18 protein-coding genes are annotated in these 19,425 nt (G+C 47.4%); 6 read left to right on the top strand and 12 right to left on the bottom strand.

Features of this window, described 5'->3' with window-relative positions; genetic code table 11:
* Positions 1-23: 23 nt before the first annotated feature.
* The 4 genes from HQ865_RS18405 to HQ865_RS18390 all read right to left on the bottom strand — a co-directional run bounded on the left by HQ865_RS18405 (position 24) and on the right by HQ865_RS18390 (position 2,548).
* Positions 24-608, bottom strand: a complete 585-nt coding sequence (locus tag HQ865_RS18405) for a VanZ family protein (protein ID WP_173416312.1) — start codon at positions 606-608, stop codon at positions 24-26.
* A gap of 23 nt (positions 609-631) precedes the next feature.
* Complete coding sequence (locus HQ865_RS18400) at positions 632-1,153, bottom strand: outer membrane beta-barrel protein (RefSeq protein ID WP_173416311.1); 522 nt, start codon at positions 1,151-1,153, stop codon at positions 632-634.
* Between the two features lie 105 nt (positions 1,154-1,258).
* Positions 1,259-1,789 (bottom strand): hypothetical protein, encoded by a 531-nt coding sequence (locus HQ865_RS18395; protein WP_173416310.1) that lies wholly within the window; start codon positions 1,787-1,789, stop codon positions 1,259-1,261.
* A 51-nt stretch (positions 1,790-1,840) separates the two neighbouring features.
* On the bottom strand, positions 1,841-2,548 hold the full coding sequence (locus HQ865_RS18390; RefSeq protein ID WP_173416309.1) for an ATP-binding cassette domain-containing protein: 708 nt from the start codon (positions 2,546-2,548) through the stop codon (positions 1,841-1,843).
* 276 nt (positions 2,549-2,824) lie between these two features.
* On the opposite strand from HQ865_RS18390, the gene HQ865_RS18385 reads away from it, so the two are divergent.
* The 4 genes from HQ865_RS18385 to HQ865_RS18370 all read left to right on the top strand — a co-directional run bounded on the left by HQ865_RS18385 (position 2,825) and on the right by HQ865_RS18370 (position 9,061).
* Positions 2,825-3,649, top strand: coding sequence for a DUF3667 domain-containing protein (locus HQ865_RS18385; RefSeq protein WP_173416308.1), 825 nt, complete (start codon positions 2,825-2,827; stop codon positions 3,647-3,649).
* 196 nt (positions 3,650-3,845) lie between these two features.
* Positions 3,846-5,324, top strand: coding sequence for a glycine--tRNA ligase (locus HQ865_RS18380; protein WP_173416307.1), 1,479 nt, complete (start codon positions 3,846-3,848; stop codon positions 5,322-5,324).
* A 280-nt stretch (positions 5,325-5,604) separates the two neighbouring features.
* Positions 5,605-6,732, top strand: a complete 1,128-nt coding sequence (locus HQ865_RS18375; RefSeq protein WP_173416306.1) for an AI-2E family transporter — start codon at positions 5,605-5,607, stop codon at positions 6,730-6,732.
* Positions 6,733-6,868: 136 nt separating this feature from the next.
* Positions 6,869-9,061 carry a tetratricopeptide repeat-containing sensor histidine kinase gene (locus tag HQ865_RS18370; RefSeq protein ID WP_173416305.1) on the top strand — a complete coding sequence of 731 codons (2,193 nt, stop codon included), beginning with the start codon at positions 6,869-6,871 and terminating at the stop codon, positions 9,059-9,061.
* A gap of 67 nt (positions 9,062-9,128) precedes the next feature.
* Here HQ865_RS18370 and HQ865_RS18365 read toward each other — a convergent pair whose 3' ends face one another.
* The gene (locus HQ865_RS18365; RefSeq protein WP_173416304.1) at positions 9,129-10,466 is read right to left on the bottom strand and encodes a M16 family metallopeptidase; all 1,338 of its coding nucleotides are present in this window, start codon (positions 10,464-10,466) and stop codon (positions 9,129-9,131) included.
* Positions 10,467-10,488: 22 nt separating this feature from the next.
* Positions 10,489-11,874: a M16 family metallopeptidase gene (locus tag HQ865_RS18360; RefSeq protein WP_173416303.1), complete on the bottom strand. Its 1,386-nt coding sequence runs from the start codon at positions 11,872-11,874 to the stop codon at positions 10,489-10,491.
* Positions 11,875-12,190: 316 nt separating this feature from the next.
* Here HQ865_RS18360 and HQ865_RS18355 point away from each other — a divergent pair, with 316 nt between their 5' ends.
* Positions 12,191-13,492: an aminotransferase class V-fold PLP-dependent enzyme gene (locus HQ865_RS18355; protein ID WP_173416302.1), complete on the top strand. Its 1,302-nt coding sequence runs from the start codon at positions 12,191-12,193 to the stop codon at positions 13,490-13,492.
* A gap of 128 nt (positions 13,493-13,620) precedes the next feature.
* On the opposite strand, the gene HQ865_RS18350 is transcribed toward HQ865_RS18355, so the two are convergent.
* The 3 genes from HQ865_RS18350 to HQ865_RS18340 are packed head-to-tail and all read right to left on the bottom strand — an operon-like array spanning position 13,621 to position 15,733.
* On the bottom strand, positions 13,621-14,340 hold the full coding sequence (locus HQ865_RS18350; protein ID WP_173416301.1) for an SGNH/GDSL hydrolase family protein: 720 nt from the start codon (positions 14,338-14,340) through the stop codon (positions 13,621-13,623).
* The gene (lipB, locus tag HQ865_RS18345) at positions 14,337-15,083 is read right to left on the bottom strand and encodes a lipoyl(octanoyl) transferase LipB (protein ID WP_173416300.1); all 747 of its coding nucleotides are present in this window, start codon (positions 15,081-15,083) and stop codon (positions 14,337-14,339) included. Before lipB ends, HQ865_RS18350 begins: the two co-directional genes overlap by 4 nt.
* A 5-nt stretch (positions 15,084-15,088) precedes the next feature.
* Complete coding sequence (locus HQ865_RS18340) at positions 15,089-15,733, bottom strand: 4'-phosphopantetheinyl transferase family protein (protein WP_173416299.1); 645 nt, start codon at positions 15,731-15,733, stop codon at positions 15,089-15,091.
* 70 nt (positions 15,734-15,803) lie between these two features.
* On the opposite strand from HQ865_RS18340, the gene dcd reads away from it, so the two are divergent.
* On the top strand, positions 15,804-16,340 hold the full coding sequence (gene dcd, locus HQ865_RS18335) for a dCTP deaminase (protein ID WP_173416298.1): 537 nt from the start codon (positions 15,804-15,806) through the stop codon (positions 16,338-16,340).
* A 158-nt stretch (positions 16,341-16,498) separates the two neighbouring features.
* On the opposite strand, the gene HQ865_RS18330 is transcribed toward dcd, so the two are convergent.
* The 3 genes from HQ865_RS18330 to pnuC form a co-directional block, all read right to left on the bottom strand.
* Entirely contained in the window at positions 16,499-17,311 is an 813-nt protein-coding gene (locus HQ865_RS18330) for an SDR family oxidoreductase (protein ID WP_173416297.1), read from the bottom strand.
* 299 nt (positions 17,312-17,610) lie between these two features.
* The gene (locus HQ865_RS18325) at positions 17,611-18,696 is read right to left on the bottom strand and encodes an acyl-CoA dehydrogenase family protein (protein ID WP_173416296.1); all 1,086 of its coding nucleotides are present in this window, start codon (positions 18,694-18,696) and stop codon (positions 17,611-17,613) included.
* The gene (gene pnuC / locus HQ865_RS18320; RefSeq protein ID WP_173416295.1) at positions 18,693-19,352 is read right to left on the bottom strand and encodes a nicotinamide riboside transporter PnuC; all 660 of its coding nucleotides are present in this window, start codon (positions 19,350-19,352) and stop codon (positions 18,693-18,695) included. Before pnuC ends, HQ865_RS18325 begins: the two co-directional genes overlap by 4 nt.
* Positions 19,353-19,425 lie beyond the last annotated feature (73 nt).

Below are 19,425 nucleotides of genomic sequence, written 5' to 3'. Positions count from 1 at the left end.
GGCTGACATTATCTGTTATTTATCTAAACTTGGTTAAGCACGCGCTTTTGCCTGAACAGCCGCCCGATGGTAGCAAAACCTAAAATGGCGCCGCAGGTATTTAATATCACATCATCTACATCAACCGATCGGTATATCCCAAATTGCCGCGAAAACAGTTGCGTTAGTTCGATAGTCAGCGAGAACAGGAAGGCGGTAAGCAAAACCCTTTTAAAGTTAAAATACTGCGGCCACAACATAGGCAGGCAAATGCCTAAGGGCAAAAATAAGATCACGTTCCCTACAATGTTCTCCAGCGCGTGTACCATCATTCCGTGGGTGCCGCGGGCTAACACCGCGTTAAATTGTTTGGCCGTATTTGCTATTGGTAAAATATTGATATGGCCGCGCTTAGGCCCGTGGTGCCTGGTCATTGGCAGGGGCATCACGGTGATCATTAAAACGCAGATGATATACACGTAAAGCACAAATTGCTTTAACTCCTGTCCCCACAAAAGCCCGGTGCCCTGCCGCTTTTTATAGCTGTTCACTACAATCCTGAAAACGAGCCACAAGGGCAGCGTAATACCGGATATAAATAGCGCTTGCTTTAAAATTTGATGCAACATGGCCTGGTTAAATATATTTATATCTACCAGCCTATGCGGTAGGCTACCCTTAGCGCGGTTTGTTTCAGCACGTTTTTAGACCACTGCTCGTACCGGATACCCAAATCGATATTTTGTTTCTCGCTGATCCGGAAAAGGAAGCCCGGGCCAATAGAAAACGCGAACATATTGCGGCTATTGTTGGTGAAATTGCTGGTGGTTTCGATGACATTACCTCCCTCAGCCTCCAGGTAAAGACCAGTGCTAACGCCATAGCGCACACCTGCCTTTAGCGGGATAAACGAACTTGGCGCCTGCGCGCCGAAAGCACCGGTAAGCGAGCTTTTATAGTGAAAACGGCTATATCCGCCGGTTAATGAAAGGCCAAGCTTGCCCACAACCGGAAATTCAATTTTAGCCGATGCGCCGTAACCAATATTGTAAACGCTATTAGACGGGAAACCCAGTTCGGGGCCTATGCTGAAAGCGGTACGCGGGAACTCCTGGGCTTTTACCGTTAGGCCAACGCCCGCCAGCAGCATTAACGAGAGTATTATTTTTTTCATATACGGGTATTGATAATTGATGAGGTTAAAAATACAGTTTATTGCATAAACAAGAGGTGGCCTCCAAACCCTATTCCGTTTAAAAGTCTTCTTTCAATTAAAATATTACAAACCGAATTTAAAAGCGGCATGCACCCCAATAAAGTTAAGGCTATTGCTTTGAGCCCAGCCCTCGTACCGTACACCAATATCAAAGGCATTGCCGTTTTGTACAGGTATCACGCAGCCAAGGCCGGGGCTATAGATAAAGGCCGTGCCCGTACCGCTTTTACTGCCAAGTACCGCGCCGGTTTGTGCCGCGGCATAAAATTGCTGTGATAAAAAATATTTGATACCGATTTGCACCGGGATAAAACCATGCGACGAGGAGTTATCGCCCGCGGCGGAGAGTATTTTTTTAAAACTATCTTTTATTTGCAAACTGATATATCCTGCCCCAGCTGTAAAATGGACATCTGTTGATACCGGGATCTCGAACTGACCGGATATACCGATACCAAAATTGTACTCGTTGTTACTAACAGGCATAGCGCCTTGTATGGCAAGGTTAAAAAAATTGCCAGCCGGCTTTTTTTGGGCGTTAGCGGTAATAGCCAATGCGGCCAGTAATAAAAACAGGGTAAGGCTTTTTTTCATTGTAGGCGGTTGTGAATAAATACAACCCTAAAAGTAACATTTTATTATCCCTTAATTATTAGTAAGGCTGATAAAAATCTGCTCTAACGATTGGCCCTTGTGCACATCGGTTAATCCTTTAAGCGTATCATCGGCTACTATTTTGCCTTTGTTAATAATGATCACCTGGTTACAAACCGCTTCTACCTCCTGCATAATGTGGGTGCTCAGGATGATGGTTTTAGTTTTACCCAAATCACGGATCAGCTGGCGGATGCCGATCAACTGGTTCGGGTCGAGACCGGATGTAGGTTCATCCAGTATCAGTACTTCGGGATTATGCAGGATGGCCTGCGCCAGGCCTACCCTTTGGCGGTACCCGCGCGATAGCTGCCCTATCTTTTTATGCTGCTCGGGCTGCAGGCCGGTCAGTTCAATTACTTCGGCAATGCGTAGGGCAGGTTCCTTCATGCCATGGATGCCGGCAATAAATGCCAGCGATTCCTTTACGTACATATCCAGGTACAGCGGATTGTTCTCGGGCAGGTACCCGATGCGGCTGCGCACCTCCAGCGACTGGGTATTGATATCAAACCCCGCAACCGTAGCCGTACCCGACGTTTGCGGTACAAAGCCCGTCAGCATTTTCATGGTGGTGGATTTGCCCGCGCCGTTAGGCCCCAAAAAGCCCAATACGCCAGGCTGCGCCGTAAAGCTGATGTTATCAACCGCCTTCTGGCTGCCGTATACTTTGGTTAATCCCTGTACGCTGATGCTCATGGCCTCAAATTTAGATGTTAGATGCGAGATATGAGATATGAGATGTGAGAAAGTTAAGAGGTGTTGTGAAGATCTAACCACAGAGGACACGGAGGTTTGCACAGAGAACACAGAGACCTTTCACAAATTGACACAAAGAGCAAGTTTATTGAACTATAAAAGCTCCGTGTCCTCTGTGGTTTCTTCCTCTGTGACCTCTGTGGTTAAATTGCCATCATCGCATTTTTCACCGCAATTAATTATATTGCAGCAACTAAAACTGATCAGCATTAAATAATGGAGTGTAAAACCTGTGGTAACAGCCACCCCGAAAAATTTTGCCCAAGCTGCGGCGAAAAATCGTTCGATCCGAAGCAATTATCGCTTAAAGAATTTGCCGAAGAATTGTTTGAGGGCTTTATGCACTTTGATAATAAGTTTTTCCGTACGGTAAAAATGCTTATTACTAAACCGGGCCAGCTAAGTTTAGAATACACCCATGGGCGACGAGTGTATTTTATGCGCCCCATCCAGTTTTTTTTGGTGGTGAATTTGCTGTTTTTTGTATTGGCCTTTCACAATATGTACAGCCTTAGCCTTTATAACTATATTACTTTCACTCCTTTTACCAATTACAACACCAAACAAATAATCGGCGGGTTACTTGCCGAAAAACATCTCACTTTAGCCGAATACACTCAGCTTTTTAACGAGAAGATAAAAGTATTGTCAAAGGAAATGATCTTCCTGTTTATCCCTTTATACGGGGGAATATTTGCCCTTTTCTTTTTTAAGAAGAAGCAATATTTTGTGGAACATTTAACCTTTGCCACTCACTTTTGCGCCTTTATACTATTATTGGCGCTGGCCAGTTTTTATTTTGTTACCCTACCGTTTTATGCCATTACCCGCATAAGCTACTCGGCCGATTTTGATAATATTTCCAGCTTGCTAACCACGGCTTGTGTTGGTATATACGCCGCTGTTGCCATTAATCGCTTTTACAAGCCACATCTTATCTGGAGCATTGTTGTAGCCTTGCTGATAGCAGGCAGCTTTTTCTCGTTCATACAGTTTTACCGCATGATCTTGTTTTTCCAGATCGTGAGGTTCGGTCATTAGTCATTCGCTTCGCTGTCATTGGGTCATTTTGTCTGAACCCGAATTCACCGAATTTTAGAATTTCCAGAATTCTGTTCATTCTTTAATTCTGTTTCAGACATTCATCCGCGCATTCTAAAAAATCCTACTAAAATAATCGACATTAACCACTTACGGTCTTTCGGACTTCCGGACTAAAAACTATCTTTGCAACGTTATGAGTACAAATACCGACGAACTGTTTAAAAATGTTATCGCCCATGCCAAGGAGTATGGCTTTGTTTTTCCATCGAGCGAAATTTACGACGGCCTGAGCGCCGTTTACGATTACGGGCAAAATGGGGCCGAACTAAAGAACAACATCAAAACTTACTGGTGGAAGGCCATGGTGCAAATGCACGATAATATCGTCGGGATAGATTCGGCCATATTTATGCACCCCAAAATATGGAAAGCCAGTGGCCACGTGGATGGCTTTAGCGACCCGATGATCGATAACAAAGACAGCAAAAAACGCTACCGCGCCGATCAGCTGCTGGAAGATAAGATAGCCGCTTACGATGAGGCTGGTCAAACCGACCAGGCCGAGCTGCTGCAAACCGAAATGGACAATGCCCTTAAAGCTGAGAACCTGCCCCGCCTGCGCGAACTGATCATCGAGCACGATATTAAATGTCCGCTGAGCAAAACCGGCAACTGGACCGAAGTGCGCCAGTTTAACCTGATGTTCAGCACGCAGGTTGGTGCCGTGGCCGAGGAGTCGGATACGATATACCTGCGCCCGGAAACGGCCCAGGGTATCTTTGTTAACTTTTTGAACGTGCAGAAATCGGGCCGTATGAAGATCCCTTTTGGTATCGCCCAAATTGGTAAAGCCTTCCGTAACGAAGTGATTGCCCGCCAGTTTATTATCCGCATGCGCGAGTTTGAGCAAATGGAGATGCAGTTTTTCGTGCGCCCCGGCACGCAAAAGGAATGGTTTAACACCTGGAAAGAAACCCGCCTTAAATGGCACCTGGCCCTGGGTACCGATGCCGCCAAATACCGCTACCACGAGCATACCAAGCTGGCTTTTTACGCGGACGCCGCTTACGATATCGAGTTCGAGTTCCCATTTGGTTTTAAGGAAGTGGAAGGTATCCACAGCCGTACCGATTACGATCTGAGCCAGCACCAGCAGTTCTCGGGCAAAAAGATGCAATACTTTGACCCGGAGGTTGATCCTGACACCAACAAACCTTATGGTAACTACGTGCCTTACGTGATCGAGACTTCGATAGGTTTGGACCGCATGTTCCTGCTGACTATGATCAATGCTTACGAAGAGGAAGATCTGAGCACCGACGAGAAACAGGACAGCCGTACCGTGCTGCGCCTGCACCCTTGCCTGGCCCCGGTAAAAGCCGCCATCTTCCCGCTGACCAAAAAAGACGGTCTGCCCGAAAAGGCCCGCGAGATAATGGATAAACTGAAGCTTGACTTCAACATACAATACGAAGAGAAAGACGCCATTGGCAAGCGCTACCGCCGTCAGGATGCTATCGGCACACCGTTCTGCATCACGGTTGATCACCAAACGCTGGAAGACAATACCGTAACCATCCGCCACCGCGATAGTATGGCCCAGGAACGCGTAGCCGCCGATCAGCTGGATCGAATCATCGGCGATCTGGTGAGCTGGAGGAATGTGCTTTAGCCCCCCGCCCCCCTAAAGGGGGAGTTAATGTGCAAATGTGCGTATATGCAGATGTGCAAATGATATAAAAATAGAGTGAGCCCCGGTTATGCCGGGGCTTTTTTGTGTCTGAACCAGAACTTATGAAATTCTATAAATTCGGATCCAGACAGATCTTTGTGCCCTCTGTGTTTCTCCCTCTGTGCACTTTGTGGTTAAATTGCCACCAAGCCCAAAAAACATCCCCGCCAAAACAATTATTAAATTTATTTCTTTCTGTGTGTAGCCTTAACTAAAACTTATGCCTGTAAAAATTAAAGACCAGCCCTTTTACGTCCAAAGTACGGTTGTGCTTTTAGGATTGATATTAATCGTATTCATATTTTCAACCCTGGCCGACGTGTTGATCCCCCTGGCTTTTGCGGCTTTTTTAGCCATATTACTTAACCCGTTGTGCAGCCGGCTGGAGAAGCTGAAGATCAAAAAGATCTACGCCATCATTATCTCCATGCTCATCGCTATTGTTGTTACTGCCGCGGTATTTTACTTCCTGGCTACACAGATGATACAGTTTGGCCAATCGGCCCCTATGCTTACGGATAAACTTACCGCCATGTTTACCGACCTTAAAAATTGGGTGCAGAGCACTTTTGGCCTGGCAGTTGCCAAACAAGACCAAATGATTAAAGAAGCGCTAAACGGCAGCAAAGCGCTGGTGGGCAAAACCGTAGGCACGGTACTGGGCACACTCAGTATTATCTTCCTGTTGCCGGTATATATCTTTTTGATGCTGTTTTATAAAACACTGATCCTTAATTTCCTGTACGAGGTTTTTGCCGAAGAAAACTCGAGCAAAGTAGGCGAGGTATTAAGCGAAACCAAAAGCGCCATACAAAGCTATATTGTGGGCCTGCTGATAGAAATGCTGATCGTAGCGGCTATGAACTCGGCGGCTTTGCTGCTGCTGGGCATCAAATATGGCATACTCATCGGTTGTATCGGCGCTATCCTTAACCTTATCCCCTACCTGGGTGGCATTATAGCCATAGCCCTGCCGGTGCTGATGGCTACCGTAACCAAGGATGGCTATACTACCCAACTGGGTGTAATAGCAGCTTATGCCATTATCCAGTTTATCGATAATAATATTTTGGTGCCGCGCATCGTATCATCAAAAGTACAGATCAATGCGCTGGTATCTATTGTGGTAGTGCTACTGGGCAACCAGTTGTGGGGTGTATCGGGTATGTTTTTGTCGATACCATTTGTAGCGGTACTCAAGATCATCTTCGACAGGATAGACGAGCTGAAACCCTGGGGCAAACTATTAGGCGATAGCCAACCTACCCGCCGCATCGGCCAACGCTGGGGCAATAAGAACAGGAAAAAAGCGGTACTGGCGCCCGGGGTTCCACAAAGCGATCAATAACCCAAAATGCCTGTATTTGGCCCCCATGGCAAACCATTTAGCATATACCTGCGTATAAACAAACAGATATTCATTATTACTTTTTTGTATACCGGATAAATTATACCTTAGTTAAACCATCACTTAGTCCATCAAATTGAAACCTGTTTTACTTATTTTCCTTTTTTTCAATTTGATCTGTTATAGCCTGTTCGCTTTTCAAACAGACCATACAACCGACAGTTTAAAAAAGCTGGTGGCCCCTTTTTTAAATAACCCATCGCAAAAGGCAGATACTGTTATCATTAACCGGCTAAACCATATTGCCAACGATTATTACGAAGAATCGCCCGATAGCACCTTCTATTATTCGGGCCTGGCTATCCGTTTGTCAAAACAGCTGGGCTATAAAAAAGGGCTTGCCGATGGCTATTCGCAAATTGCCGATGTATACAGTTTCCGGGGTGATTATCAAACCGCTGCCATCAATTTTAATACGGCCCTGCGCCTGTACAGGCAAACGCATGATCTGTATGGCTGTAGCGAAGCCTACATAGGGCTGGGCAGCGTACGCGATTACCTGGGCGATTATAAGCAGGCCATCCTCTATTACGATTCGGCGCTTACTATCCGCCAGCAAACAGGCAGCGAGCGTAAACTGGCCGAATGCTATAATATCATCGGCGTTACTTACGATAATATGGGCGAGTACTCCAAAGCCCTCGATTGTTATTTTAAGGCGCTGTCTATCTCTATTAAGCATAAAGACGAACTGTCTGCCGCCGACAATTATTGCAACATTGGCGTAGTGATGCAACACCTGGAGCTTTATCCCAAAGCCTTAAGCTACGCCAATACCGCTTTAAACATCTGGCTGCGCCTTAACGATACGCAAGGCATCAGCACTGCCTGGTTAAATATAGGGGAAGCCTTAATGGCACAAAAGAACTACGAAAAGGCAAAGCTGTATTTTGATAAGGCAGCCGCCATTTTTTACCGGATGAAGGACCAGGAGGGCATCAGCCTTTTGTATTACGACCTGGGGCTTTACAAATATCACCAGCGGCAGCCCGATTCGGCGCTTTATTACCTCAGGCAATCATTGCAGCTGGCATCGCGCCATAAATTAAAATATAACAAAGCCAATGCCTACCTGGGTTTCGCGCAGGTTTACAACCAGGAAAAAGATTTCGGGAACGCGCATATTTATGCCCTGCTTTGCCAAAATGTGGCTAACAGCATCGGCACGTTAAATTTAAAGGCCGAAGCGGCGCTGCAACTAAGTATCGCCTTAGCCGGCCTGGGGCGGTTTGAGGAAGCTTACCATCAGAGGGTATCCTATCATCAACTAAGCGATAGCCTTAAAAACGATGAAAATGTACAGGAACTGATATCCTACAATCTTGAGGTTGATTTTAAAAAGAAGCAGGCCGGTATCGCTATACAGCAACGCAAAAAGGAGGCCCTGTACAAACAACAAATAGCCGAACAAAATCAAACCAACTTAATTGGCACCCTTGTTATAGCGGCTTTGTTGATCATGGTGGTTATTTATTACCGCGGCAGGCGTAAGCAACAGCGTATAAACAAACTACTGGCCGAAAGTAACCGGGCCGTGCTGCTGCAAAAGACCGATCTGGATAAACAGGCCGAAAACCTAAATGAATTAAACACGCTGAAAGACCGCCTGATAGCGCTTTTAGCGCATGATCTGCGCGCGCCTATCAGCACTTTACGGGGACTGTTCGCGTTGATGAGTGATAATGCCATCACGCATGAGGAACTGGTGGAAATGGTGCCCCATGTGGTCAACAAACTCGATCATACTTCGGATTTTTTGGATACCCTGCTGCATTGGGTAAACAGCCAGGTATCGCAATCCACTGATAATATCAAAGTTTTTAATTTGCCCGATGTGGTAAATACCGAATTACTTTACATGGGCGACCAGTTAAAACAAAAAAACATCGGCACGCGGGTTAATATCGCTCCCGATGTTATGGCTTATGCCGATCCGAACTCCATCCGTATTGTTATCCATAATATTTTAACCAATGCTGTTAAGTTTTCGGGCAGGGATACGGTTATAGAGATTGCCGGGCAGATGAATGATGATGGCACTACGGTTTTAACCATTAAGGATAAAGGCATCGGTATGAGTTCTGAGCAGCTAAGCAGCCTCTTTAAAAGCAAGGTAAACAGCTTCCCGGGTACCGAAAATGAGGTTGGAACAGGTATGGGCCTATTCTTTTGTAAGGACCTGGTTGAAAAACATAGCGGGCACATCTGGGCTAAAAGCACGCTTGGCCAGGGCACCGAATTAGGTTTCTCGTTACCAACACATCATTAAAAAGAAAGCCCCTGAGTTTTAAAAACCCAGGGACTTCTGACTTAAATCTTAAGACTCCAAACTGAAACTACTGCATCACAGGGTTATCACCTTTGTGCAGGGTACCGTTGGTGAACAGGGTTGGCGTTACCTTTTTCGGATCGCCCTGGTATACCCACATAATGTTACCAATGTATTTACGGAACGCGTCGCTGATTTGCGCCGGGGTTAACTTTTTGATATGATCTACCAGGTTATTGGTACGTTTCCAATCGTTAAACAGCAACTCGTTGCTGGCCAGGGCCGATGCCTGGGCCGTATTGGTCTCGTTACGATAGTATACGCCGGTCAGGTAGCTGGCTTTCATATTCTTCACCTCATCTTCGGTAAAACCGCCCGATTTGGTTTTGTCAACCAGTTTATCAAATACGGCAATATATTTATCGGGTTGGGTGGTTGATACGTTGATCTTGGTAACCGAGGTAGCACCCACGGCAAAACGCACCTGCGGAGCATAAGATAAGCCGTTGTTGGTACGCACATCAAGGAAATGGCGATCGTAAAAAATACGCATAGCGATGTTGAACGCGTCAAAATCGGGCGCGCCTGGTTGCGGGCCGCTGCTTACCCCCTCAATATAGTTGGTAGCCAATTCGCGGGTATCGGTAGAAAAGGTGTTTTTATAAGCCCTGAAGAACGATTTCTTCAGCGTGAATGGCGAACCTTGCTTAATGCCGCTCAATAAACCCTTAACCTTGTTCTCGATATCCATGCGGTCCAGATCGGCCACAACTATAATATACATGCGCGATTTGGTGAGCAAATTAGCATAGTAAGCCTTCACATCAGCAGCAGTCAGCGGCGTAACCGATTCGGCAGTGCCCGATGGGTTAACGGCGTAATCGCGGCCCTCGAAAGCCATTTTATTGGCAAAGTTATCAATAGCGGCATCCGGCTGCGCTTCCTGGGCTTTAATACCGGTCAGCTGGTTTTGCTTGATACGGGCAAACTCTTTTTCATCGTATTTAGGCATGGTCATGGCCTCTACGTATAGCGGCCACACATTCTCAAAATCGCTTTTAATACAGTTCATCCGGATAACGGCATAATCCTTACCAGCGCCGGCGCCTACCTGCGCGCTTAGCTTATCCATTTTATTTTTAAAGCTGTTTTTATCCTGCTTCTGGGTTCCGCATTCGCTCAGGCCGGTCATTGCTAAAGCTTCTATACCTGCCTTATTGGCCGGGTAGTTCTGTACGCCGCCCTTCAGGATAGTTTGGATCTCTACAATATCGTTACCGCTGGGCTGCACAATTACCTTTACGCCGCTTACGGTCATTTCATACGGTTGCTGTTGTTGCGCGTTAACCTCGTTTATGCTGAATAGTGATGCTGTTATTAACAGCATGAACATACGTTTCTTCATTTTTTTTAATTTTGATCAGGTTTTACTTGGCTACAAAAAACGATGCCACATTATATTGCTTGTTCACTTCAGGCTTCAGGATAATGCCCGATACCAGGGGTTTGCCCGCTATGTAGGTATCCACATACCGTTTAATATCGGCACGGGTTACCTTTTTGTAATTATCGGCCAGGTCGGTATCATAAGCAAACGATTCGCTGCACCAGGCATAACTCAGCTGACTGTTCAGGCTCGACGGTTTTTCCTTAGCGCGGCTTTGGGCACGCACCAGGGCGGCAATGGCGTCGCTTAGTTGTTCGTCGGTAAAATAATCGGCGCTGGTCCACTGGGCTATTTGATTGTTCACCTCATCAAAGCATTCCTTCATTTTTTCGGGGTTTGGTACCACAAACATGCTGATCTCGCCGGTATAGTGGGTAGTGCCGTAGCTTACACCAGCGCTCACTGCCAATCTTTTATCAACCAGTGCCTGGCGGAACTTTGACGAGTTAAGCGCCATTATACGGTTAAACACATCGGCAGCTAAAGTAGCAGCCGAATCTTTGGCATAAGATGGCCCCTGCCACGAAAAATTCATGTAAGGCGTTTGCGCTATGGATGATTCCTTTACAAAGGCCACGCTCTTCTTCACCGGCTCGAATGGAGGGATAGGATATTTTACATGCGGATCGAAACCGCTGCTCTGCCAGCTGCCAAAGATAGATTCGGCCAGTTTAAAGGCTTTTTCATGCTCCACATCGCCGCAGATAGTTAGCAGGCTGTTGTTTGGATAGTAGTATTTATCTTTAATGATCATCATCTTTTCGGGCGTAGCCGTGTTGATGATCTCGTGAATACCGATGGCATTTTTACGGGTGATCTGGTCGCCCCACAGGTATTTGCTGGTTTCGTAGCTTAACAAAAAGCCCGGGTCGCTCTCCGCGCGCTGAAACTCGCCGTCAACCACCGGGCGTTCCTTAGCCATATCTTCAGCACGGTATATCGGGAAACGGATACAGGAGTTTAGAAAGTTAAGGCCACCTTTTAAGCTATCTGCATTAAAAGTGAAGAAATAGTTCACCCGCTCCACATCGGTAGTGCCATTAAAAATAGCGCCAAGTTCCTGTATACGGTGCAGCAACTTCTCCTGCGTAGGGAAATCCTTATTAGCTTTAAAGAACATGTGCTCGAACAGGTGCGAGAGGCCGCTGTATTCCGGGCCCTCGGTATAGGCGCCGTTCTTCACGGCAATTTCAATGGTTGCAAGGGGCACTTTATGGTTTTCTATCACCACAACTTCCAGTCCGTTGGGAAGTTTTTTCCAAAAATAGCCGGGTTGCAGCCGCGGCTGGGTCTGCGCCGAAACGCTCAGCGCACTTAAAAGCACAAAGGCGCACAGCATTAATTGTTTAGTAAGTTTTAGGGTCATGTTGCTATAGTTTTAATTCCTGAGCCTAATTTATTAGTTATTTATGCCATTTAATAACCATTTAACATAAATGTGATTTTGGCACATCGGGTTGCGCGGTTTTTGATTAAAGAAGTTTATACTCACCCGATCCCCGCACAGGCTTCAGTTTGTAACTGAAGCTTACGGATGAGGGCAAGTTTATAACTTGGCTGTATAACGAAAGTCGCAGACTTTCTCTTATCCATAGGCTTCAGTTACAAACTGAAGCCAGTTGTGGTAGCCGGGGTGAGTCTAAAACACTTGCATCCCTCAAAACATTCCCCTAAATTCGTTTATGACCAATAACCGACGATCGTTCCTGAAACAGGCCGCCGTGCTTACCGGCGCGTTTTCGGCCACCAGTTTGTTTAACCAGGCGCATGCCGAAGAGTGGCGCAAGGCCGAGGCCCGCATAAGCAATCTTACGCCACAACAAATAGCACAAGATGAGGATTATTGGGCCATTATTCAGCGGGCCTACAGCGCCAGCACTAATATCATGATATTGAACAATGGCGGGGTGTCGCCATCGCCCATTGTGGTACAGGAGGCGGTTGAGCGTTACAATCAACTATCAAACCAGGGCCCATCCTACTACATGTGGCGCATCCTCGATCAGGGCCGCGAACCCCTGCGCGAAAAGCTGGCCCTGCTGGCCGGTTCATCGCCCGAAGAGATTGCCGTTAACCGCAACGCCACCGAGGCGTTAAATACCATTATCTACGGCCTCGACCTGAAAAAGGGCGACGAGGTGATCGGCACCCGGCAGGATTACCCGCACATGCGGCAAGCCTACCTGCAACGCCAGGCACGCGAGGGCATTGTATACAAACAATTAAGCTTCGATTTCCCTATAGAAAACGACGAGCAAATTGTAAAGGCTTATGCCGATGCCATCACCCCAAAAACCAAACTGATCCACGTTACCCATGTCATCAACTGGGTGGGGCAAATTATGCCGGTGCGCAAGATCTGCGATATGGCGCATGTTCGAGGCATAGAGGTTATTGTGGATGGCGCGCATTCGTTCGGTCTGCTTGATTTTAAGATCCCCGATCTCAATTGCGATTACTTTGGCACCAGTTTGCATAAGTTCCTTTCAGCGCCCATCGGCAGCGGGATGATGTGGATAAAAAAGGAGAAGATAGCCAAGGTGTGGACCTTGCTGTGCGATGATAACCCGCAAAGCGCCGACATCCGTAAGTTCGAAAACATCGGTACCCGAAGTTTCCCGATAGAGCAGGGTATTGGCGAAGCCGTCAATTTCCATAATGCCATTGGCAGCAAACGAAAGGAAGAACGCATCCGTTACCTGAAGAACTACTGGGCCAGCCGTGTACAAAAGGTTCCCAAAGTGCGCCTGCACACCTCGCTAAAACCCGAATATTCCTGCGCAATTTGCGGGGTTTCTATTGATGGCATGACACCACAGGAGGTTGACAATGCGCTATTTGGCAAGTATAAGATTCATACCACATCTATCGTTATCGAGAATATTAAATGCGTGCGCATTACGCCGCATGTGTATACTACTATTGCCGATATGGATAAGTTGGTGAAGGCGATAACGGAGATTGCGGCCGGGGCGAAGGGGTAGGCTTTTAGTAAAACTTGTCATTGCGAGGAGCGATAGCGACGTGGCAATCCCATAGGCAGGTCCTCGTTGCTTGTCCTATGGGATTGCCGCGCTATCGCTCGCAATGACAATGGGTTATTATCGCGCCCCTATAACTCCAACTGCTTAACCGCTACCGGCGCAATCATATTCACCCAAAGGGCATACATACTACCTGATGGATGCAAGCCATCTACTGCGATCAACGATTTGTCGGTAGCTGCCTGTTTAGATATGGGGGTGATATTCACATAGCTTATTCCCTGTTTGTCAGTCTCTTCTTTATTAATAGCGTTAAACTGATCAATCAGCGGGCCGATGGTAGCACCGGCGCCGTTGGCGAATGGGGTAACGCCGTAATCGGGGATGGATACTACAATTACATGGGCTTTGTTGCCTTTGGCAAAGGCAATGGCGGTATTTAATAACTGCACAAATTTGGTGCGGTAGTTGGTTTGGCTCAGGCCCTGGTATTGGTCGTTCACGCCAATGAGCAGGGTTACCATATCGTAAGTATTGCTTTTAACGCTGCTACCATCAATAGCGGCAATCAGGTTATCGGCCGTCCACCCGGTTTGGGCAATAATGCTTGGCGACTGGATATTGAGGCGCGTGCTCAACTGGTAAGGGAACGAATCCTTTTGTTCTACCGATTGACCGATGGTGTACGAATCGCCCAGGGCAAGGTAGCTGATAGCTTTTGGTGTGGTGGCAGGCATAGTGCTTGGTGTGCTTGTGGTTACCGTGGCATCGGCCGTTACAGGCGATACCGTTTTTGAACAGGCAAACAGGCTGCCTATCCCCAATAAAAATAGTGTTAACGTCTTCATTCTACCATCTCCATACCGAAAAGTACGGAAATATGGTGCCTAAGGATTTGTTTAACTTCTTCCATATCAACCTCGCGACCCAGTTCGGCCTGCAGTGATGTTACCGCTTTATCGTCGATGCCGCAGGGCACGATGTTTTTAAAGTAGTCGAGGTCTGCATTAACATTAAAGGCAAAGCCGTGCATGGTTACCCAGCGACTGCAACGCACACCCAATGCGCAAATTTTGCGGGCACGGGCATTATCGGCATCAAACCAAACACCGGTATAGCCCGGATAGCGGCCGGCTTGCAAACCATAATCGGCAAGGGTTAATATCACAGCTTCCTCCAGCGTGCGCAGGTACAGGTGTATATCGGTAAAAAAATTCTCCAGATCCAGTATCGGGTAGCCGACTATTTGCCCCGGACCATGATAGGTGATATCGCCGCCGCGGTTAATATGGTAATAGGTGGCCTTTTTTTCCTTCAAGCCCTGCTCATCCAACAATAAATTTTCGGGGCGACCGCTTTTGCCTAAAGTGTATACATGCGGATGCTCACAGAAGACAAGGTAGTTAGGGATTTCTTCGGCAACACAATGCTCGTAAGTATGGCCGGCGCTGGCATCAGCCATGGCTACCTGCTTTTGGCGCAGCTCTATCTTTTGCTTCACGGTATCGGCAAAAAGGGCTTCCTGCCGGTTCCAGCCGTCCTGGTAATCTATCAAACCCCAATCCTGGAAAAATACTTGTTTGTTCTTCATATTATTCATTCACCCTTTACGTAACCCACCATATAATCCTGGTATTGCAAATATTGCACGGTATAGTTTAAATTCTTATCGCCCTTGCTTAACTGTGCTTGTATGTTGCCCTCCTGTCCGTAAGCAAAGGGTTGCAGGCTGATGTTATCCCTGAATGACACTTCCTTTTCACCGTTGCATTTATAAATGGCCTCCTTGGCGCACCAGCACGCATACAAGCTATTCACGTAATTCTTATCCTTTGGTATAGATGCCAGTTCGGTCTTATTCAGGAATCGGGGGGCAATGCGCTCTACCTTTTGCTGCATCTGCTCAATATCGATACCAACCGGCCCGCGCTTGCTGATCATTACCGCAGCATAATCAAACGAGTGACTAAGCGAAATATGGTAGGGCAAATTAACCAGATAGGGTTTGCCATGGGCGTCTATCTTGCAGTCGATAAATTCGTCGGTGCGCAGCATCGTACGCAGCAACACCCTTGTGGCCAGCCAGTGCAGGAAGCGCTTGCCGTGCCGAAGCTGTTCAACAAAGGCTTTTTCGTCGTTATCTAACTGCAGGCGCGCATACAACTCATCGGTATTTTCCTCTATCTTCCAGAGGGCAAATTCGGTATCGGCATCTATTTGCCTGCTGTATGCTACGGCCATAATTTTAATTAGAAAAGCAGCACAAAAATACTTCAAATAATTTTAATTTAGTCGGCCCAAGTAAAGGAATATGATACTGTCAGACAAGCGCATTTTAGAAGAGATAGACAAAGGTACTATCGTTATTGAACCTTTTAAACGCGAGTGCCTGGGCAGCAATTCGTACGATGTACATTTGGGCAAACACCTGGCCACCTACCGTAACCGTGTGCTGGATGCCAAGGTGCATAACGAGGTTGATGCCTTCGAGATCCCCAAAGAAGGTTTTGTGCTGCAACCCGGCACCCTGTACCTTGGCGTAACTGTTGAATATACCGAAACCCATAAGCATATCCCCTTTTTGGAGGGTAAATCGAGCACGGGGCGTTTGGGTATCGATATCCACGCAACAGCCGGTAAAGGTGATGTAGGCTTTTGCAATACCTGGACTCTGGAGATCTCCTGCGCGCAGCCCGTGCGCATTTATGCCGGCATGCCCATTGGCCAGCTGATCTATTTTGTGGTGGACGGCGATATCGAAACCCTGTACAACACTAAAGACAACGCCAAGTACAATAACCCTACCACGCGGCCAGTAGAGAGTATGATGTGGAAGAATAAGTTTTAAAATGATAAAATACAAAAGGAGCGCTTCACATCAGTTGATGTAAAGCGCTCCTTTTGTATAAAATATCCGTCATGCTGAACGGAGTGAAGCATCCCCGGCTATGCATGACTGGCCTGCAAATCGAGGATCCTTCGCTACGCTCCAATGACGATTAAGCGTTAAACGCCGCTGCAAACGGCGAAGCCGCCATCAACATTCACAACCGTGCCGGTTACAAACTTAGAGGCATCACTTAATAGCCACAGCAGCGCGCCGATCAGTTCATCCGGCTCGCCGAAGCGTTTAAATGGCGTATGTTTTAACACCAGGTTGCCGCGATCGGTATAGCTACCATCGGGCTGGGTAAGCAGGGTACGGTTTTGCTCGGTAAGGAAAAAGCCGGGAGCGATGGCGTTCATGCGCAGCTTATCGCCGTGGCGGTTGGCCATCTCTACCGAAAACCATTTGGTATACGAATCGATAGCTGTTTTGGCCATGGTATAGCCCAGCACTTTGGTAATTACCCTTTGCGATGCCATGCTGGAGATATTTACAATACTACCTTTGCCGCTCTGTACCATCGCCTCGCCAAATACCTGGGTAGGGATCAGGGTACCCCAAAGGTTAAGGTCCATTACCTGGCGCAGGCCGTTCATGTCCAGCTTAAACACATCCGCATCCGGCTGAACGATACCGCCCGGCATATTACCACCGGCGCCGTTCACCAAACCATCAATGCGACCAAATTCGGCCAGCATTTTATCTTTAGCGGCAATAACCTGTTCTTCGTTCAATACATCGGCAACTAAAGCGATGGCTTTGCCACCGGCTGCATTAATGGCATCGGCTCGCTCCTGCGCCTTTTGCGCGTTACGGCCCAAAATACCAACCGCGCCACCAGCCTTAACAATGCCGTTGATAAAAGCTTCGCCCAAAATGCCGGTACCGCCGGTAACTACAATTACTTTATCTTTTAAAGAGAATTCTTCCATTTGATTATTTTGATCTGTAGGGATGTAAACTAAATTCAAAACAAATGAAAAAATGGGATAAAGCGATTATGCTGAGTAGCGGTTTATTCAATTGTATTATCAATTTAGTGATATGTGGTAATGGAGGGAGAGTAATGAATGTATTAACCACAGAGAGCACAGAGGTTTGCACAGAGGACACGGAGCCTTGCTTGTTCAAACTATTTTCCTATTAAACAAAGCCTTAAAAATGATTATATACAGTTAGAAAATCTCTGTGTTCTCTGTGCAAACCTCTGTGCTCTCTGTGGTTAAAGTTTCTACTCCGCAAACGTCAGCAAAGCATGTTGCCCCGCCGTATGGATATCGCGCCAAACGCGGTTAATTTCGGTATCGGGGGCAGCGGCCATCAATCCGCAATAAATAAACAGGTTATCAACCACCTTGCGCGATAGGATAGCTAAAGCCCGGCTGGTTTTGCTTACTGCTTTTAGCTGGGCTTCGCCGGGTTGTTCCCACGATGCATCAACGGCGCTGAATAATTCTTCACGGGCCGATTGCAGACCGGCTACTCCCGATGCCAGTTCGGTATTCATCTGCGCCGCATGGGCTGGTGTTATTTTAGGCTGCTTAACTTTCTTATCAAAAATATCGCGGCACAGATCGGTAAAATGAATAGCCATGCCCGATAGGTTCACCGCCAGCGTAGCCTCGGCCAGTTGCAGGAAGGGATATTGATATAAAGCGCCATCTACCATTGCATGGGCAGGGTCGATGCGGAAGCTGTTATCGGCAGGCAGCAAAGCCTGATCTATCCGGAACGAATGACTGCCGGTAGCTACCATCCCTACATATTTCCAGGTAGGTAACAGGGCTACATCTTTTTTGGGGATAACAAAGGGCAGTACCAATGGCTGGCCATCATCGCCAATTACAGCTTCGCCATTTTTTTTGATAGCGCAGTTGGCGGTAAAATAAGTGGCATGATCGGCGCCGCTGGCGTAGTTCCATGTGCCGGTTAGATGATATCCGCTTTCGGTCAGTTCGGCATCGCCGGTTACCGCGCCGCTGCCGGCCAGGCAAACCTGCGGATCGCCAAAAATAGTTTTAGCGGTCTTGGGCTGCATAAAGCCCCCGAACCATCCCGCGCCACAACAAAGCGTCATTACCCAGCCTACGCTGCCATCGGCCCAACTGATGGCTTCCTGCAGGCGCACTAAATTAGGCAGAGAGAGCTCCAGGCCGCCATACGCTCCGGGTACCAACAGTTTAAACCATTGCAGGCGATAAACCAGTTCCAGTTGTGCCGGGTGTAAATGACCTAAAGTTTCGGCAGCCGCGGCGTTATCGCGGATCATGGTTACATCGTTAGCATTAATAAAGGTAGACGGGTGCGGAGCGTTCATTGGTTCACCCCCTCTAAATCTCCCCCGAGGGGGGAGGCTTCTCTATCAGCCTTATCTTTTTTCCAGATCTGCCACCACTCGTAAAAACCGGCAATGGCGATGATAAACAGGAAAATTGTGAGCAGCCCAAACAAGGGCAATTTTTTATAGAACAACAGCGGGATAGCAAACAGGTTTGATAAATTGAGTAATAGCCAGTTCTCTATTTTACGACGGGCCAGCAGCCACATGCCCGCCCAGGCGGTTGACGATACCCACGAGTCCCAAAGGGGGACGTTGGATGTGGTGAAGTTTTTCAGCAACACGTATAAGATCGCCCAGCCTGCAAAACTGATGAGCAGGGTGATCACCCATTCGCGCCGGGTGCACCAGCTTACCTTTACCGGTGGCTCATCGCGCTTCTTAACCCAATGGTACCAACCGTAAATGCTCATCACCAGGTAGTATCCATTCAACGCCGATTCGGCATACAAACCGGCTATCAGCAGCACATAAATACCCAGCAACGTACTTGCAATACCGGTGGGATAAAGCAGGATATTATTTTTTTTGGCCAGCAGCACTTCGGCTACACTTAATATCACTGCGGCCCATTCCCAAAAAGTGGTTTGTTGTATCTGCTCGGTAAAAAGCTGTATCCAGGGATGCAGGTTCATTGTTATGTTATACTTTAAGATGTGCGCGCCCATTAAACTCACCCGGTCGTTGCTTCGCCCGACTACCCTCTCT

This window comes from Mucilaginibacter mali, from assembly GCF_013283875.1.
Classification (GTDB): domain Bacteria; phylum Bacteroidota; class Bacteroidia; order Sphingobacteriales; family Sphingobacteriaceae; genus Mucilaginibacter; species Mucilaginibacter mali.
The sequence above is the reverse complement of the archived record's forward strand: the minus strand, read 5'-3'. Positions and strand labels throughout refer to the sequence as shown.

Coding starts and splice junctions, on each gene's coding strand:
- HQ865_RS18380 (WP_173416307.1), top strand. CDS start 3,846: ATGAGTACAAATACCGACGAACTGTTTAAAAATGTTATCGCCCATGCC.
- HQ865_RS18340 (WP_173416299.1), bottom strand. CDS start 15,733: ATGGCCGTAGCATACAGCAGGCAAATAGATGCCGATACCGAATTTGCC.
- HQ865_RS18400 (WP_173416311.1), bottom strand. CDS start 1,153: ATGAAAAAAATAATACTCTCGTTAATGCTGCTGGCGGGCGTTGGCCTA.
- HQ865_RS18350 (WP_173416301.1), bottom strand. CDS start 14,340: ATGAAGACGTTAACACTATTTTTATTGGGGATAGGCAGCCTGTTTGCC.
- HQ865_RS18325 (WP_173416296.1), bottom strand. CDS start 18,696: ATGAACGCTCCGCACCCGTCTACCTTTATTAATGCTAACGATGTAACC.
- HQ865_RS18375 (WP_173416306.1), top strand. CDS start 5,605: ATGCCTGTAAAAATTAAAGACCAGCCCTTTTACGTCCAAAGTACGGTT.
- HQ865_RS18395 (WP_173416310.1), bottom strand. CDS start 1,789: ATGAAAAAAAGCCTTACCCTGTTTTTATTACTGGCCGCATTGGCTATT.
- dcd (WP_173416298.1), top strand. CDS start 15,804: ATGATACTGTCAGACAAGCGCATTTTAGAAGAGATAGACAAAGGTACT.
- lipB (WP_173416300.1), bottom strand. CDS start 15,083: ATGAAGAACAAACAAGTATTTTTCCAGGATTGGGGTTTGATAGATTAC.
- HQ865_RS18360 (WP_173416303.1), bottom strand. CDS start 11,874: ATGACCCTAAAACTTACTAAACAATTAATGCTGTGCGCCTTTGTGCTT.
- HQ865_RS18355 (WP_173416302.1), top strand. CDS start 12,191: ATGACCAATAACCGACGATCGTTCCTGAAACAGGCCGCCGTGCTTACC.
- HQ865_RS18385 (WP_173416308.1), top strand. CDS start 2,825: ATGGAGTGTAAAACCTGTGGTAACAGCCACCCCGAAAAATTTTGCCCA.
- HQ865_RS18390 (WP_173416309.1), bottom strand. CDS start 2,548: ATGAGCATCAGCGTACAGGGATTAACCAAAGTATACGGCAGCCAGAAG.
- HQ865_RS18405 (WP_173416312.1), bottom strand. CDS start 608: ATGTTGCATCAAATTTTAAAGCAAGCGCTATTTATATCCGGTATTACG.
- pnuC (WP_173416295.1), bottom strand. CDS start 19,352: ATGAACCTGCATCCCTGGATACAGCTTTTTACCGAGCAGATACAACAA.
- HQ865_RS18330 (WP_173416297.1), bottom strand. CDS start 17,311: ATGGAAGAATTCTCTTTAAAAGATAAAGTAATTGTAGTTACCGGCGGT.
- HQ865_RS18365 (WP_173416304.1), bottom strand. CDS start 10,466: ATGAAGAAACGTATGTTCATGCTGTTAATAACAGCATCACTATTCAGC.